A 15,065-nucleotide genomic window follows, 5' to 3' on the forward strand; every position below is an offset into this window, starting at 1 on the left:
TAGTCTTTTTTTATTTTGTTATCTAAAATAGAAATAAAGGCTTACTTTTTCACCGTGATCCAACTCAAAAGGTTAACTATGGCATTTAGTAAAGGATACGAGGGGATCCAGTCGAAGCTCGGAATAGACATCGCCCAGCTTATACTTGATAGTAGCGATGCTGGGATATGGCTATGGAATATAAAAACAGGTGAAACCATTTTTAATGAAAAATGGGCGGCAATTATTGGTTATAGTTTAGCTGACTTACAGCCGGTATCTATTGATACGTGGCTTGTGCATGCACACCCTGATGATCTCGAAAAATCGCATCGACACCTTCAAGCCCATTTTAGTGGCGAAACTGAGCGCTATATATGCGAAGTCAGAATGAAGCACAAAAAAGGGCACTGGATTAAAGTACTCGACAAAGGCCAAGTGCAAACATGGGATGAAGAGGGGGAGCCTGAATGGATGTTTGGCGTTCACATAGATATAACCAATCAGTGGCGAAAAGAGTGCGAAATAGAGTCTTTACATAACAAACTGCAAAAATTTACTGATAACTTACCGGGCCTTGTTTTTCAGTATGTGATAGATAAAAAAGGTCACGGTTCATTTCCTTTCACAACGTCAAAAGTAATAGAAATTTATGGTTGTACGTCAGACCAATTGAAAGAGTCTGATGCTTTTGTCATGCAGGTAATACACCCTGATGATCTGCCTCGTGTGTTGACAAGTATTGAGCGTTCGCGAGTTGAATTATGTGACTGGCATCAAATCTATCGGGTAAATCACCCAAAAAAAGGGCTCATATGGGTAGAAGGTAAATCGTCGCCTATTGCGCGCCATGATGGTTGTTTTGAGTGGAATGGTTACTTAGAAGATGTCAGTGAAGAAGTGACGAGTAATGAAAAAATAAAATTGTTAACCGCCGTCTTTTCAACCACCAGTCGAGGAATTTTAATTACAACCCCAGAGCCACGCATTGTCGATGTTAACCCCGCATTTGAACAAATAACCGGATACAGTAAATCTGAAGTGGTAGGCCAAAGTCCAGCGATACTTTCAGCTAAAAAACAAGGAAAAGAAGTGTACCAACAAATGTGGGCAACACTACTGAGTAAAGGTCGCTGGCAGGGGGAGGTGTGGAACAAGCGTAAATCGGGCGAAATTTTCCCAGAGCTGCTTTCTATCGATGCTTTATATGATGAAAAAGGATGTGTAAGTCATTACATAGGTGCTTTTGATGACATTTCGCTGGCAGTTGAAAAACGTCAATTATTAACTGAGCTGGTTAATCAAGACCCGCTTACTAAGTTACTCAATCGACGAGGGTTAGATATTCAGTTACGTGCAATCACGCAAAGTACAACGGCAAATAACCCTAAGTTTGCGTTAATTTACCTTGATCTTGATAACTTTAAATTGGTTAACGACACCTTTGGGCATGAACAAGGCGATAGTTTATTGCTTACGATTAGTCAGCAGATAGCGTTACAGCTACGTGAGCAAGATATTCTTGCACGCATAGGAGGTGATGAATTTGTGATTGTACTACCTAGTTTAGCAAAGCCTGAAGTATGCGAAGAAATTGCATTGCGTTGTCAAAAAGCGGTGGAAGTAATTGCAAAAAACTATGCCACTGCCCAGCCTGTCAGCGCAAGTTTTGGTATTGCACTGTATCCGCATCATGGCAAAAATGTGAAAGAGTTGCTTACCATGGCTGATAAGCAAATGTATAAGATGAAATCGATACCAAAATCGTTACCATTCGGTTGATATTTCAACACTGGGCAGTTTATTGAGTAGCGGCAATAGCGCCCGTTCTTTGCGCAAGTCATTACGTTCATCTTCTAAACTTTTACGCTCATGGTAGAGGTTTTTACGCTGTTGATTATCGAGCTGATTACTGTTTAGTTCAGCACGAATAGTATGTAGCCGACGATCAATTTCTTCTATACGATCATCGATATCAATAAGTCGTTGCTGTACTTGGTAGCGGTCGTTACCTTCTTGCCATGCTTTACGAAACGCAGTACTGTTACACACGCCGTTATAAGGCATGCCTTGCATGGCCAATGTAAAGCCGTTTTCGGGTTCACAATACACATTGAGACCTTGATCATAACCCGATTTATATTCGCTTATGTCTGCACGCACGCCAAACTCACTGCATTGTGCTAACGCATTTACGCCATCTTGGTATTGGGTGCCATTAACACCATGTTGATAGCCAATGCCATACCAATTTGCTTGCAAACATTCATCTTTACTCAGTGATGTACAACCCGTTAAAACAACCAAAGGCAAAAGAGGGTAAAGCCATTTTTTCATGTGTTTAAGGCTCATAAAAATACGAAATAAGTTCAATAAGTTTAGCGTGTTATTCGTTTTTTGGGTACGTTTAGTTTTATTTTAAAGCAGCTTATTGTCGGTAGGGTAAATAATACATAGCGTGGCTTTCAGTAGAGTATAAAGGCCTTATTAAAAGGCCTTTGGTAACATTACAAAAGCATTTAGCGATTGTTTAGTTGTTGGTTGATCTCGTCAAAAATAGAGGCGTCATCAATCGTAGATGGAATGTTTAATTCTTCCCCATCGACTAATTGACGAAGGTTTTTTCTAAGAATTTTCCCTGAACGTGTTTTAGGTAATCGTTCAACATGCAGAATATTTTTCAAACAGGCGATTGCGCCAATTTGATGCCTAACAGCGTGGATTAACTCTTTTTCAACCTCTTTGCTATCACCGAGGTAATCATCTTTTAGAACGATCATCGCCATTGGCAATTGCCCTTTTAGTGAATCACTTACACCAAAAACGGCACATTCAGCGACGGCAGGGTGAGCCGCGACAATTTCTTCCATTTCCCCAGTGGATAGGCGATGACCCGCAACATTAATCACATCATCGGTTCGGCCCATAATGAATAAATAGCCATCGTCATCAATATAACCCCCATCACCAGAGAGGTAATAACCAGGGTACTCACTCAAGTAACCCGCGTTAAAACGCGCGTCATTTTGCCAGATAGTGGGTAAACAACCCGGAGGTAAAGGCAGTTTTATTACAACCGCGCCGTTTTCATTTGGTGCGCAACGCTCACCATTCATATCTAAAATTTGCACATCGAAGCCCGGTGTGGGCACCGTTGAACTGCCAGGTTTTGTGCCTAGCTGCTCAATGCCAATTGGATTACAAGCAATGGCCCAGCCTGTTTCTGTTTGCCACCAATGATCTAGCACCGGTAATCCCGTGTGCTCTTTAAGCCACTCATACGTCGGAGGGTCAAGGCGTTCACCGGCTAAAAATAAGCGTTCTAACGAGGAGGTATCGTATTTTTTAAAGCCTTCGGCTGTCGGATCTTCTTTTTTGATAGCCCTAAATGCGGTAGGTGCACTGAATAACGCGGTTACCTTGTGCTCTTCTACCACCCGCCAAAATGCGCTGGCATCGGGCGTTCTAATGGGTTTGCCTTCATATAAAACGGTGGTACAGCGATAAATAAGAGGTGCATAGACGATGTATGAATGACCGACTACCCACCCGATATCGGAAGCCGCCCAAAAGACCTCGCCCGGCTTCATGCCATAAACCGTCTCCATGCTGTAATGCATTGCAACTGCATGCCCCCCGTTTTCTCTCACCACGCCTTTTGGCGTGCCTGTGGTACCTGAGGTATAAAGGATATAAAGCGGGTCATCCCCATTTACTGCGACAGGCTCTATAGGATCGGCTGCATCGCTGGCCGATTGCCAGTCAATATCGCGACCTGCTTGCATATCGGCTTTTGCTTGTTCACGCTGGTAAATAATGCAGTGTTCAACATGATGCTTTGCGGTTTCAAGGGCTTCATCAAGCAGTGGCTTATATTCAATGACATGATTGATTTCGACCCCACATGATGCGCTAAGCACAAGTTTAGGCTTTGCATCATCGATACGCACGGCAAGTTCGTGGGGTGCAAAACCACCAAAAACCACCGAGTGAATAGCCCCTAGTCGTGCACACGCTAACATGCCAATAACCGCTTCGGGGATCATCGGCATATAAATAACCACGCGATCACCCTTACCAACGCCCAATGAATGCATTAGGCCTGCAAATGTTGCAACGCGATTTTGCAATTCTGAGTAGCTGATTTTTTGTTTTGTGTTTGTAACGGGTGAGTCGTAAATTAATGCTGTTTGTTCGCCGAAACCGGCATCTACATGCTGATCAAGTGCTAAATAACAGGTATTAAGCGTGCCATCGGCAAACCAATGATAAAAATTGTTTTCATCGTTTTGATACGGTGCGCTGGGGGCTTTAAACCACGCAATACGTTTACTTTGCTCAAGCCAAAACTGACCGGGATCGCGCTGAAACTGTTGATATTGTTGTTGATATTCGCCCGACATAAAGAGGCTCCTATACTTTATTTGTGAGAGATTTATATCCGCTCCCCTTGAAGATGCAATGTTAAGTGCTATCACGTGGGAGCGTGGATATTTAAAATGTAGGCGCTTTTTTGGTTAAATAATATGCGACCTTGGTCTGCACTTAATCAAGGCCTGAGAGGCGATAACAGGGTTGTTAGCAGTGTTTTAATCTTAATAATTTTTTAATTAATAAGGTTAAAGTGTTGGTGTGAATGCGTGTAAGAATAAGCGTGCTTGTTGCAGCATAAAGTGAAAAACTAATGTGGTTTTTTACTGCGTGGAGCACCCAGCAATATACCAATATGGCACAGACACACGGCGAGAAATGCACTGATCCCCAAAGCCCCACCATAGCCATTTAAAAGTGGCACAAGATACTCAAAAAGAAGAGAAAAAAGTAAGGCTGCAATGGTAATGGTAAAAATACCAAAGCGTTTAGGGGCACTCATGCCAATAAAAGTGCCGCCAAAAAACGCCACACTGTATAAATCAGCGTGAGGGGTGATATAAACCATCACACAGTAAGCAATAATTGTTAACGAGGCCGAGGCGCGGATGCCGTCAAAGCGATTTTGTTGTGCAAGAAGATAGGTGCCAAATGCGGCAAATATTGACAGTAAAGTAATCGAGAGGTTCATAAAAACGCACTTTTCGTAAACATGTAAAGAGCCACACTGGCAAATGCGACACTGCCTAAGCGACCACCAAAACCAGCAAAAAGATTCATTGTCATGACATATAAGCTCGCACCAAAAAATGAAATTAAACCCAGTTCCCAGTAATTATTAATTAAACTTGATGAGCACATACCTGCAAAGCTGCCCGCATAAATAGCTGCATAGGGGTGAGATTTATACACGCGTGAAAAAGGAATAAAGGTGCCAATTAACCCAGTCCCAGCTGCGGCCACTACAATGGGAACAGTGAATTTATCGTGCAAAATGAAGCTTAAAAAGCAGCCACAAAAGAAACAAATATACTTAACTAAAAAAAAGCTGAAGTGATATGAAATGCGCTGAGTGCACAGTTTAGACATGTGGGGTTGTAAAGCGGACTTAAGCGATTTCATACTTACTTTTAGGTAGTTATAAGGGCGCTAATTTTCACATTTTATACTCATAAAGTACAATACGATAAGGCACTGATTTACGCTCAGCGCCTTATTTTTTATATCGTATTGTTACTACTTATTCGTGTTTATGTGTATTTTTGGTGCCCCGAGTATGGTGGCCATAAAGAGAGACAATTAAAAAGCACAGAAGAGGAATAATAAATGAGCTGGCCGTATCCAATGTATCAATTAATGTTGCTTGGAGTAACGGTAAAAATGCGCCCCCTAGAATCGCCATTACTAATCCTGCAGCGCCAATTTTTGCATCATCGCCGAGTCCCTCGAGTGCCGTGCCATAAATAGTCGGAAACATAAGCGATAAGCAGCCAGAAATACTCACAAGTGCCACCACTCCCAGTAAATTAACTTGAGTGATAACCAAAACACACAGTGCAGCTGCGACTAAAGCCATAATCCGCAGTAATTTAGCGCCACTCAAAAAACGCATGAGCCACGTCATAATAAACCTAGAAATTAAAAAGACGAGCATCGAGTACTGTAGCACTTGACCCCCAGTGACTTCATTTGTTGTGAGTGCCTCCATGGTGTAACCGATAGTGTAGGTCCAGACACATGTTTGCGCTCCAACGTTAAAAAACTGCGCAACAACACCAAAACGATAATGCTTATTTTGATATAAGGTTTTAAAAGCGCTTGTTAAATTGCGTGATGGGGTGTGGGTGTGCGTTATTGTTTTAGGAGATTTACTAAAAAAGATACACAGCCATAATAAGATTAAACAACCCGCCATCCCCACGTAAGGCACCATCACTGCACTGAGCTCACTGCTCACAATCGCCTTTAATTGGCTTTCACTCATGAGTGCTCGGTGTGCATTATCGGCCTGATTTAAACTGGGTAAAATTAACGTGGCGGCCAGAAATACACCGATATTGGTGCCCACTGGGTTGAATGCTTGCGCCAAATTTAGGCGGCGAGTGGCCGATTTTTCGCACCCTAGCTGCATTACATAAGGATTTGCAGAGGTTTCTAAAATAGATAACCCGCCAGCCAGAATAAATAAGGCAAGTAAAAAGTGGCTGTATAGCATTGTTTGGCTCGCCGGATAGAACAACAACGCGCCACATGCGGCCATGGCCAAACCAACCAGCAGACCTGTTTTGTAATTAAAACGACGATTAATTAGAGCCGCAGGCAACGCTAAGCAAAAATAAGCGCCATAGTAACTAAATTGCACCAATGCTGATTGCAGCGCACTCATCGAAAACGTTTTACTGAAAACCTTTACTAAAGGATCGGTCATGTTTGCTGCTGTACCCCATGCAGCGAAACAGGTGGCGAGCAAGATAAATGGCCATAGCATTTGGCGCGATACAATAGCTGATTGTGTTGGCATAGATCACCAGATTGTTGTGTTCATATTGTTGTGGCCGATAGTATTCACGACTCCAGATAATAAATCAACATAGTTGATTTATTATTTTAACTAGCGGATAGTATGGCAAAAAGGTCTAATAGGTGGGTCTTTAACCGTATTAAGAAGGATGCTATGAAGCGTAGTTTATTGCCGACAAGGCGAAGTAATAATGAACGAGCTATTTTGAGCTTGATTAGGCAATGTGAAACGCTGCCCAAAGCACAAATAGCGAAAGCGCTCTCGTTATCTGCACAAGCTGCTACGGTGAATATTAATAAGTTGGAAGAAGATAAATTATTGCTTCGTGATGCCCCTGTAAAAGGGCGAGTAGGGCAGCCAAGTGTGCCTTTTCGACTGAATCCTGATGGCGCTTTTAGCTTTGGTTTAAAGATTGGACGCCGACGTTTTGATTTGATTCTAATTGATTTACAAAGCACGCAAAGAGCCAGTGTATCCGTTGAGGTCAATGTGCCTAACATTGACGAACTCAAGGCTTTTTTGAAAACCAATATCCCACGGCTATTGCGAGAGTTAGGCTGTGACTTAAGCACGCGAGTATGTGGTTTAGGAGTGGCAATGCCTTTTGATATTTGGCATTGGCATGCTGAGAATCCTGAGCAACAAGCGCAATTACTTGAATGGCAACATTTCGATTTAAAAACGTATCTAGAAACTGAATTTGAGCTACCTGTTTACATCAGTAATGACAATAATGCAGCGTGCTGCGCAGAGCTCAGCCTAGGTAATCGTCAAAATTACAGTGATTTTTTATATGTTTATTTGGGTGCGTTTTTAGGTGGCGCGGTCGTGATTAACCGCCAGCTTCTTGAGGGTAAAAGTGGCAACGCGGGCGCAATCGGTTCAATGTTAAATGCTCAGCATGAACAGTTGCTTACGTTATGCTCGTTGCTAGAATTACAAAAACAGTTTGACGCTGCACAGTTAAATTTATCGGTGTATCAGCTTACAAATAGTCAATTTAAAGAACATTATGCCCTGATACTACCTTGGCTTAAAAAGGCGGCTGAGGCGATAAGTGTGGCAATGCATCACAGTTTAAGTTTATTAGATATGCAGGCTGTTGTTATCGACTCACCGTTACCAAAAGACGCATTGGATGTTGTAAGGCAATTAACACTTGAAGCATTTGCACGCTTAGACAGCAGAGGGCTGCGTCTGTGTGACGTTAGTGTTGGGGTCTGTGGTGAAAAAGCGCAGTCAATAGGCAGTGCTCAACTTGCGCTTAGTCATCATTATTTTTGAGCAGCAATGAGTCACCCCATTACTGCTCAAAATGATTATTTCTTATATTGATTAAACCACGCAAGCGTGTATTCAATTTTAGAAATCATGCGTGATGGACGACCCGCAATACCATGCGGTGAACCCGGAACACGTATTAGCACAGTATCGACCTTACGTAGTTTTAAAGCTTGATAGAATTGCTCCGATTCAGAAATCGGTGTACGGCGGTCTTCTTCGCCAGTCATGATCAGTGAAGGTGTTGTTACATTTCCCACTAAAGACAGAGGCGAGCGTTGCCAATAGTGTTCAACATTATCCCACGGCATTCCAGGGAATTGGTTACGAATTTGACCAATGTAGCTGTCGGCTGTTAGCGTTTTACTTAACCAGTTGATAACCGGTTTTGTGATAGCAGCCGCATTAAAGCGATTTGTTAAACCCACCGCATACGCCGTTGCAATGCCGCCTGCTGAACCACCAGCAATGAACAAGTTGTCTTTATCAATAAAGCCTTTTTCAATCATGGCATCCACGGCGGTATTATGATCGGCAAAGTCTTCTTTTGAGCTGTATTTACCATCAAGAAGTAAGGCAAAGTCTTTACCGTAACTAGTTGAACCACGGTAATTTACATACACAACCACATAACCTTCAGCAGCATAGCGTTGCAGTTCGGCTGTAAAACTTGGGCCATAGGCTAAATGAGGACCACCGTGAATTTCAACCATCAGTGGGTACTGTTTGCTTTCGTCAAAGTCGGGCGGTGTGATGTACCAGCCTTGAATTGCTTGACCATCAAATTGTGATTTCACATTCAGTTCGTGCACTTTGCCCAGTTTTTTGTGGCCTAAAACGTCTTCGTTTAACGAGGTTAACGTTTTGTTTTTGCCTTTGTACAAGTAACCTAAATCAGCAGGGCGGTATTCACTGCCGGTCGTGTAGGCAATGGCACCATTGCGTGCCATGCTAAAACTACCACTGACATACGGGCGACCTATTGAGGTGCCTGAGACCGTGTCGGTTAAATCGGTGACTTTACCGCGGCTTGATACTTTAGCAAGCTTGCGCTTACCGAAGTCATCATACTGAATAACAAAATCGCCATCACCAAACCATTTGAAGTCAGCTACTGAACGATCCAGCTTTTCTGTTAGGTGTTTTACTGACTTATCTTCTAAGTCAAGCACCGACAGTGTCGAGTTTATGTAAGGCACGGGTGCGTTATCACGGGCAATAAAGGCCAGCTCGTCTGCATCTTTAGCGTAATGAGGGTTACTTTCACGACCCGGAAGGTCTGTTAATTGCGTAAGTTCACCCGTTTTTACATTTATTTCGTATAAATCAGATTCAGTGGTGCGGTACTCCCACTCGTCATGGCGGTCTGAAGAAAAGACGACTTTGGTATTGGTTGGATCCCATGCTAATGGACCGCGGTGTTGGTAATTGCCCGACGTTAATTGGCGGGGTGTACCACCCGAAACAGGAATCACAAATACATGGCGATAAGCGGGTTCTAAGAAACCGGCACCGTCGGCTTGGTAACGCGCTTTTTCAATGACTTTGACCGGTTTTGACCAATCGGCACCTTTCGGTTTTTTTGGTAACTTAACCGATTTCGCAAACGCCGATTTACCTTCAGGAATGCTCATTGTAAAAGCAATGTGCTCAGCGTCATGTGACCACGTTAAGTCGCCTACTGATTTTGGTAATTGCGTTAACAGTGCTTGTTTGTCTTGTGCTAACCAGTACACGTGTAATTGGTTTGAGCCACTTTTATTACTGGTGAACGCAATTTTTTGGCTGTCTGGCGACCACGTTGGCTGACTGTAATTGTGCTCATCAGAAAAAAGTGGAGTGTGTTGCCCTGATTTCAAATCGTAAAGCCAAAAGCTGCGTTTGTTACCATCTTTCATGATGTCGTAGCCACTTCGCACATAAACGATTTTTTTACCGTCAGGGCTTATTTGCGGGTCGCCCGCATATTCAAGTTGGAAAATATCCTCAGAAACAAATTTGTCGTTCGCGTAAACCTGCGCTGTTGTTGCAGCACACAGCAAACTGGCCCCAATAATGAAGTGTTTTTTTAATTGCATGTTAGCGTCTTTTTTTAGCCGTAAAATTTCATCCTAAAAGCTGACCATAAATCACGCAAGGACAATGAGATAAAGCAGCACTAACTGAAGTTGAAAAACGCATCCCAGCGTTTATCTAAGCGTTGTTTTGCTGTTTTTAAATCAACGGCAAGGTATTGACCCTTGTTTTCACTGACCAATTCAAGATTGACTAGTTTATTTATTGCATCGTCTATTTCAAAATCAACAGTGCAGTGGTGATTGTTGCTAAACCAAGTTTCAATGGTGTCATCGAGTTGCTTGGCAGTCATGGCTGCGTTTGCGTGCAGTAAAAAGGTGTAGGCTAGGAGTGCTTCTTTTACGTCTTCTTCTTCGGCCGCATCGACCAAAGTATGAAACACGCCTGCATTATTATCGAGGTTTTTAAAGTACAGGTTATCGGCTAAGGCTTTCATAAAGCGAATTTTACGGTTTTTAAATTTACTCCACTCTTTAAAGATAAAACTGCCGAACACCCCCATACCAATGGCAAAGGTGATAAAGTGCTGTTGGCTCATATGCACTTCTTCGCTGCGCCAGCCTCCCCAAAATGCAAGCATGGCAATTAACAGTAAAATTGATGCGCCAAGCTTAGTAACAAGCACCACCGCTCCCCCGATAAGGGCTGATGAGCCAATAATGAGTTTATCAATGGGGCGCATTTTTACTTCGCTGTTTGGAAACAGCATTTCTAAATCGGCTTTGGGGACGTTTTGAAACAATTTGACGATTGTTGAACTAGGCTCAAAACCCACCGGCATGCGGCCTTTATCGATAAAGTATTGTTGGTCTTTAAAGCGGATGAAAACCGCAACCCGATCGTAATTAGTAAACGATATGTGCTTTTTCTTCAGCCCCCACCAGGTGCGTAACGTTTCGGTTTTTTGTGATTCGCCTCGGCGATAAAACACCACTTCAGCGAAGTCATCAAACTCGACTTCTAAACGCACTTTAAACAAAGACTCTTCGGTTAATGCCTCTTGTAAGTCTTGAGTCGTGATGGTTTCAAAATTAGCGGCATTGAGTACTGTGGCAAAGTGCTTAGCAAATTCGTTTTGGTACTTTCTGCGCGCCTCTTCATTAATCGACGTGAGTGAGCGAGTGTCTGAGTTAGGATCAAATGGCGCATAGCTATTTTTTAATGACTCAAGTAAGCCGTGATACTGATAATGAATAACACTTTGCAATAAGCTGCAAAACTCTAGAAATGAGGCACGGTGTTGCGCATCTAAATAATCATTGCATAAGGTGATAATGTCGTGCTTTCGAAAGGGAATAAAACGTGCGTTAGTCATTACATTGGGTATGAGTCGTTAGTGATGGCACAGATAATAAGAAAATATCGACTTGAATGCGACACATTATATCCTATGGTACTAATTTGGGTAATTTTATTACCCCTTATGTCTTGTTTTTAGATTAATTACTCCAGCCCAAATGCTGGTTTTTAGGTGAACAGAGTGTAATTTTCTGTACATCTATTTACCCTTTGATACTGTTTGTTCACTTGCTGTAAATTGTAGTTATGCCTATGAATGAGACGATGATTCCTCTTGAGGGGAGTGCTAATTCTGCTCCTGCCCCGATATTTTTGAAGCAATTATTTATTAGCTTCTTTATTGTAACTCTGTTGTGTATTGTGGTGGGTTATTTATCAATTTTTAATCGTCTAGAAGTCAATATTTATATAAATGGCGTACTCTCTGATGTGATTAATTTATTGATCCTAATTTTTATCTTTTCATTTGTACAAACGTCGGCGGTTGCTAAGTTAAGTTACTTATTTTTGAGCAGTGGGATCTATTTATGGAGTATTGGCTTAACCTTCGACTTTCTTGATGAGCTGGTTTATCAACCGGTATGGATTGGTATTTATATCGAAGACATGTTTAGAACAATTGGCATGTTAGTCACCAGCTTTGGGTTGTTTTTGGCTTTGTCAGACTTAGCAAAAGCGCACAAAAACTTAGCCGAAGAGCTTAAAACAGATGTACTCACCAAAGCCTATAACCGCCGCTATTTTTACCATTTTGTTCAGTTAAACCAAACCAAAACACACAGCTTAGTTATTATCGATATTGATCACTTTAAAGCTATTAATGATGAACACGGTCATGATGTGGGCGATCAAGTCTTGATCGACTTTGTTTATCAGTGCCGACAACAGCTTGATCCGAGCATTTTATTTGCCCGCATAGGGGGAGAAGAGTTTGCGCTTTATATTCCCACAGATGATCTAAATGTGGTGCAAACGATATGTGAGCAGTTATTAGGTTTAGCAAATAATGTGATGATTTCACCCGGTAAAACGCTCAGTGTCAGTGCGGGATCAGCGATAAAAAGAGCAACCGAAACCTTTAGCAGCACCATGAAACGAGCCGATCAGGCGTTGTATCAAGCTAAAAATCAAGGACGTAGCCGCTATATCCACGCACCGTAAGCGACGGTTAATCATTTTTGCTGTAACCTTAAAAGCAACACGATTGTTAAGGATAAATGATGGGTATAGCAAAAAAGCTTAAGCAAAAAACACGGCAGTTTGTTGATTCTAAACATATGCTGAGATCAATCACGATCGCCTCGTTTTTAGAATCGACTATTGTGCCCATACCTCTAGAAGCGGTGCTTGTGCCACTTATGCAAGCGCGCCGCGAAAAGTTGTGGTTAATTGCGCTGATGGCGACAGTCGGGTGTATTATCGGTGCTGTATTTGGCTATGCGTTAGGGTATTACTTATTTGATGTAGTTGGGGATTGGGTTATCAATACCTTTTCAAACCCTGAGCAATTCGAGCAAGTGAAACAAAAGATGCAAGGTCAAGGATTTTGGTTTGTGTTGAGTCTTGGCATTATCCCCATTCCGTTTCAAATTGCGATGTTAGCCGCGGGGGCAACGAAGTTTTCGTTGGTGCTGTTTTTACTTGCGACCGTGATAGCACGCTCTATTCGATATTTTGGTTTAGCGCTTGTGGTGTATTACGCAGGTAATCATGCTGAACGCATTATTCAAAAGCATAAAACCAAAGCATTGGTAGGGCTGTCGATTTTAGTGTTACTACTTTGGTGGTTAAGTACGCTGATTTAATTTATTTCGTGCCTATAAATTTAGTTATTCTGTCTATACTTAGCGGGTAATGGACGCTAATTATAGACAGGATATATCATGAATACCTTTGTGGCTGCGTTGCCCATTTTTTTACTCATTTGGATGATGGTTAAGCGCAGTCCCGTGCCTTCTTATGTTGCACTCCCTGTGTCGGCATTGGCTGGTGTGCTGCTTCAGTTATTTTATTTTCAAGCCGACCCTCGTTTACTTCTCGCCAACTCCTTTATGGGCATGTTGTCGGTACTGACCCCTATTTCAATTATCGCCGGGGCAATTTTACTTAATCGGATGTTAGCGGTGTCGGGTGGTGAAACCACGATTAAGCATTGGTTAGAGTCGATTAGCGGTAATCACGTTGCGCAGTTAATGATTATAGGGTGGGCGTTTGCATTTATGCTCGAAGGCGCGTCGGGGTTTGGCACCCCCGCGGCAATTGCGGCACCTATTTTAGTCGGGCTTGGCTTTTCGCCTTTTAAAGTGATTGTGTTTACGCTTATTTTAAACTCGATTCCTGTGTCGTTTGGGGCTGTGGGAACGCCAACGTGGTTTGGTTTTTCGGCACTTTCGTTAAACGAGCAACAGGTGTTGGCTATCTCTCAGTGGACAGCGCTGTGTCATGTGGTTGCCGCTTTGGTGATACCCATGATTGCGCTGTGTTTAGTATTGCCTTTTCACACGGTGCGCAAAAACAGCGTTTTTGTTTATTTAAGTGTGCTGTCATGTGTTTTACCTTATTGGTTGTTTGCGCAGTGGAATTACGAGTTTCCATCACTCATTGGCGGAGCAGTGGGGTTATTGGTGACTATATTTTTGGCAAAAAAGGGCATTGGACTGGTTAAGTCACAACAGCCCCCCGTCTCTAATAAGCCAATAGATGGCAAGGCGTTATTCTTGGCTTTTTTTCCGCTTGTGTTATTGATTTTGGTGCTTGTGCTGACGCGTATTCATCAGTTAGGTATTAAAGCACTTTTAAATGATGAAACCGTTTGGTTGAGTATTCATTTAGGATTTGCCCAATTTGAGCTCAGTAAAGCACTGATAATATCGTTGCATGAGCTGTTCGGTACAGCCGTTAGTTGGTCATATAAAACCTTGTTTGTGCCAGCACTGATCCCGTTTGTGTTGGTGGTATTGGTGAGTGTTCCGCTGCTTAAGATGAATAAAAAGCAGGTGTCGCACATGGTTCATGACACCTTAAGCCGAATTGCATTGCCTTGTGTGGCATTAATTGGCGCGTTAGTGATGGTGAATGTGTTAATGCAAGGAGGGCATAAGGCGCCGATATTTTATATCGCCAATACGTTTGCTAATTTAACCGGTGAGCATTGGGTGTTATTTGCATCATACCTTGGTGCGCTAGGTACGTTTTTTTCGGGGTCTGCGACAGTGTCTAATCTTACTTTTGGGGGGATTCAATATGGTATTGCCCAACAGGTTGGGTTATCAGAAACCTTAGTGCTGGCTCTTCAATCGACAGGAGCGGCAATGGGCAACATGATTTGTATCAGCAACATTATTGCTGTGGCCAGTATTGTTGGGGTGAACAATCAAGAAGGCCCCGTGCTTAAAAAAACCTTTTTCCCAATGCTGATTTATGGGGCGCTGGTGGGCTGTTTTAGTTACCTGTTTTATCGCTAAGGTAATGCCACAGGTCGCCTTACTTAATAAAAAAGGTGTTGAGATAAGCCCAACACCTTAGCGGAGTCACTTTA

Annotated in this window: 12 protein-coding genes; 5 read left to right on the forward strand and 7 right to left on the reverse strand. The window is 42.6% G+C overall.

The window, feature by feature from the left end:
* Nucleotides 1-78 precede the first annotated feature (78 nt).
* Entirely contained in the window at nt 79-1,761 is a 1,683-nt protein-coding gene (locus JIG41_RS06400) for a sensor domain-containing diguanylate cyclase (protein ID WP_199524451.1), read from the forward strand.
* Here JIG41_RS06400 and JIG41_RS06405 read toward each other — a convergent pair.
* The 5 genes from JIG41_RS06405 to fucP all read right to left on the reverse strand — a co-directional run bounded on the left by JIG41_RS06405 (nt 1,747) and on the right by fucP (nt 6,871).
* A complete protein-coding gene (locus JIG41_RS06405) occupies nt 1,747-2,316 on the reverse strand; it encodes a DUF2799 domain-containing protein (protein WP_083202730.1) in 570 nt (189 codons plus the stop codon). The two genes, JIG41_RS06400 and JIG41_RS06405, sit on opposite strands and share 15 nt — an antisense overlap.
* A gap of 182 nt (nt 2,317-2,498) precedes the next feature.
* Nucleotides 2,499-4,403, reverse strand: coding sequence for a propionyl-CoA synthetase (locus JIG41_RS06410; RefSeq protein WP_302050714.1), 1,905 nt, complete (start codon nt 4,401-4,403; stop codon nt 2,499-2,501).
* Between the two features lie 257 nt (nt 4,404-4,660).
* Nucleotides 4,661-5,041: a hypothetical protein gene (locus tag JIG41_RS06415; RefSeq protein WP_036966804.1), complete on the reverse strand. Its 381-nt coding sequence runs from the start codon at nt 5,039-5,041 to the stop codon at nt 4,661-4,663.
* Entirely contained in the window at nt 5,038-5,439 is a 402-nt protein-coding gene (locus tag JIG41_RS06420) for a hypothetical protein (protein WP_051501736.1), read from the reverse strand. The genes JIG41_RS06415 and JIG41_RS06420 overlap by 4 nt, the downstream gene beginning before the upstream one ends.
* A 151-nt stretch (nt 5,440-5,590) precedes the next feature.
* Entirely contained in the window at nt 5,591-6,871 is a 1,281-nt protein-coding gene (fucP, locus tag JIG41_RS06425; protein ID WP_036969114.1) for an L-fucose:H+ symporter permease, read from the reverse strand.
* 153 nt (nt 6,872-7,024) lie between these two features.
* On the opposite strand from fucP, the gene JIG41_RS06430 reads away from it, so the two are divergent.
* Nucleotides 7,025-8,155 (forward strand): ROK family transcriptional regulator, encoded by a 1,131-nt coding sequence (locus JIG41_RS06430; RefSeq protein ID WP_199524452.1) that lies wholly within the window; start codon nt 7,025-7,027, stop codon nt 8,153-8,155.
* A gap of 35 nt (nt 8,156-8,190) precedes the next feature.
* On the opposite strand, the gene JIG41_RS06435 is transcribed toward JIG41_RS06430, so the two are convergent.
* Entirely contained in the window at nt 8,191-10,230 is a 2,040-nt protein-coding gene (locus JIG41_RS06435; protein WP_199524453.1) for a S9 family peptidase, read from the reverse strand.
* A gap of 80 nt (nt 10,231-10,310) precedes the next feature.
* On the reverse strand, nt 10,311-11,543 hold the full coding sequence (locus JIG41_RS06440; RefSeq protein WP_036966811.1) for a TMEM143 family protein: 1,233 nt from the start codon (nt 11,541-11,543) through the stop codon (nt 10,311-10,313).
* Nucleotides 11,544-11,779: 236 nt separating this feature from the next.
* On the opposite strand from JIG41_RS06440, the gene JIG41_RS06445 reads away from it, so the two are divergent.
* The 3 genes from JIG41_RS06445 to JIG41_RS06455 all read left to right on the forward strand — a co-directional run bounded on the left by JIG41_RS06445 (nt 11,780) and on the right by JIG41_RS06455 (nt 14,991).
* Nucleotides 11,780-12,688 carry a GGDEF domain-containing protein gene (locus tag JIG41_RS06445; RefSeq protein WP_177222581.1) on the forward strand — a complete coding sequence of 303 codons (909 nt, stop codon included), beginning with the start codon at nt 11,780-11,782 and terminating at the stop codon, nt 12,686-12,688.
* Between the two features lie 59 nt (nt 12,689-12,747).
* The gene (locus JIG41_RS06450; protein ID WP_036966814.1) at nt 12,748-13,332 is read left to right on the forward strand and encodes a YqaA family protein; all 585 of its coding nucleotides are present in this window, start codon (nt 12,748-12,750) and stop codon (nt 13,330-13,332) included.
* 78 nt (nt 13,333-13,410) lie between these two features.
* Nucleotides 13,411-14,991, forward strand: coding sequence for an L-lactate permease (locus tag JIG41_RS06455; protein WP_206770716.1), 1,581 nt, complete (start codon nt 13,411-13,413; stop codon nt 14,989-14,991).
* Nucleotides 14,992-15,065 lie beyond the last annotated feature (74 nt).

It is taken from the genome of Pseudoalteromonas sp. bablab_jr011, from assembly GCF_016464045.1.
GTDB classification, from domain to species: Bacteria; Pseudomonadota; Gammaproteobacteria; order Enterobacterales; family Alteromonadaceae; genus Pseudoalteromonas; species Pseudoalteromonas lipolytica.

Bases quoted from the DNA above. Each gene is read 5' to 3' on its own strand.
- JIG41_RS06440 (WP_036966811.1), bottom strand. From the start codon at position 11,543: ATGACTAACGCACGTTTTATTCCCTTTCGAAAGCACGACATTATCACC.
- JIG41_RS06455 (WP_206770716.1), top strand. From the start codon at position 13,411: ATGAATACCTTTGTGGCTGCGTTGCCCATTTTTTTACTCATTTGGATG.
- JIG41_RS06405 (WP_083202730.1), bottom strand. From the start codon at position 2,316: ATGAAAAAATGGCTTTACCCTCTTTTGCCTTTGGTTGTTTTAACGGGT.
- JIG41_RS06450 (WP_036966814.1), top strand. From the start codon at position 12,748: ATGGGTATAGCAAAAAAGCTTAAGCAAAAAACACGGCAGTTTGTTGAT.
- JIG41_RS06430 (WP_199524452.1), top strand. From the start codon at position 7,025: ATGAAGCGTAGTTTATTGCCGACAAGGCGAAGTAATAATGAACGAGCT.
- JIG41_RS06400 (WP_199524451.1), top strand. From the start codon at position 79: ATGGCATTTAGTAAAGGATACGAGGGGATCCAGTCGAAGCTCGGAATA.
- JIG41_RS06445 (WP_177222581.1), top strand. From the start codon at position 11,780: ATGAATGAGACGATGATTCCTCTTGAGGGGAGTGCTAATTCTGCTCCT.
- JIG41_RS06435 (WP_199524453.1), bottom strand. From the start codon at position 10,230: ATGCAATTAAAAAAACACTTCATTATTGGGGCCAGTTTGCTGTGTGCT.
- fucP (WP_036969114.1), bottom strand. From the start codon at position 6,871: ATGCCAACACAATCAGCTATTGTATCGCGCCAAATGCTATGGCCATTT.
- JIG41_RS06420 (WP_051501736.1), bottom strand. From the start codon at position 5,439: ATGTCTAAACTGTGCACTCAGCGCATTTCATATCACTTCAGCTTTTTT.
- JIG41_RS06415 (WP_036966804.1), bottom strand. From the start codon at position 5,041: ATGAACCTCTCGATTACTTTACTGTCAATATTTGCCGCATTTGGCACC.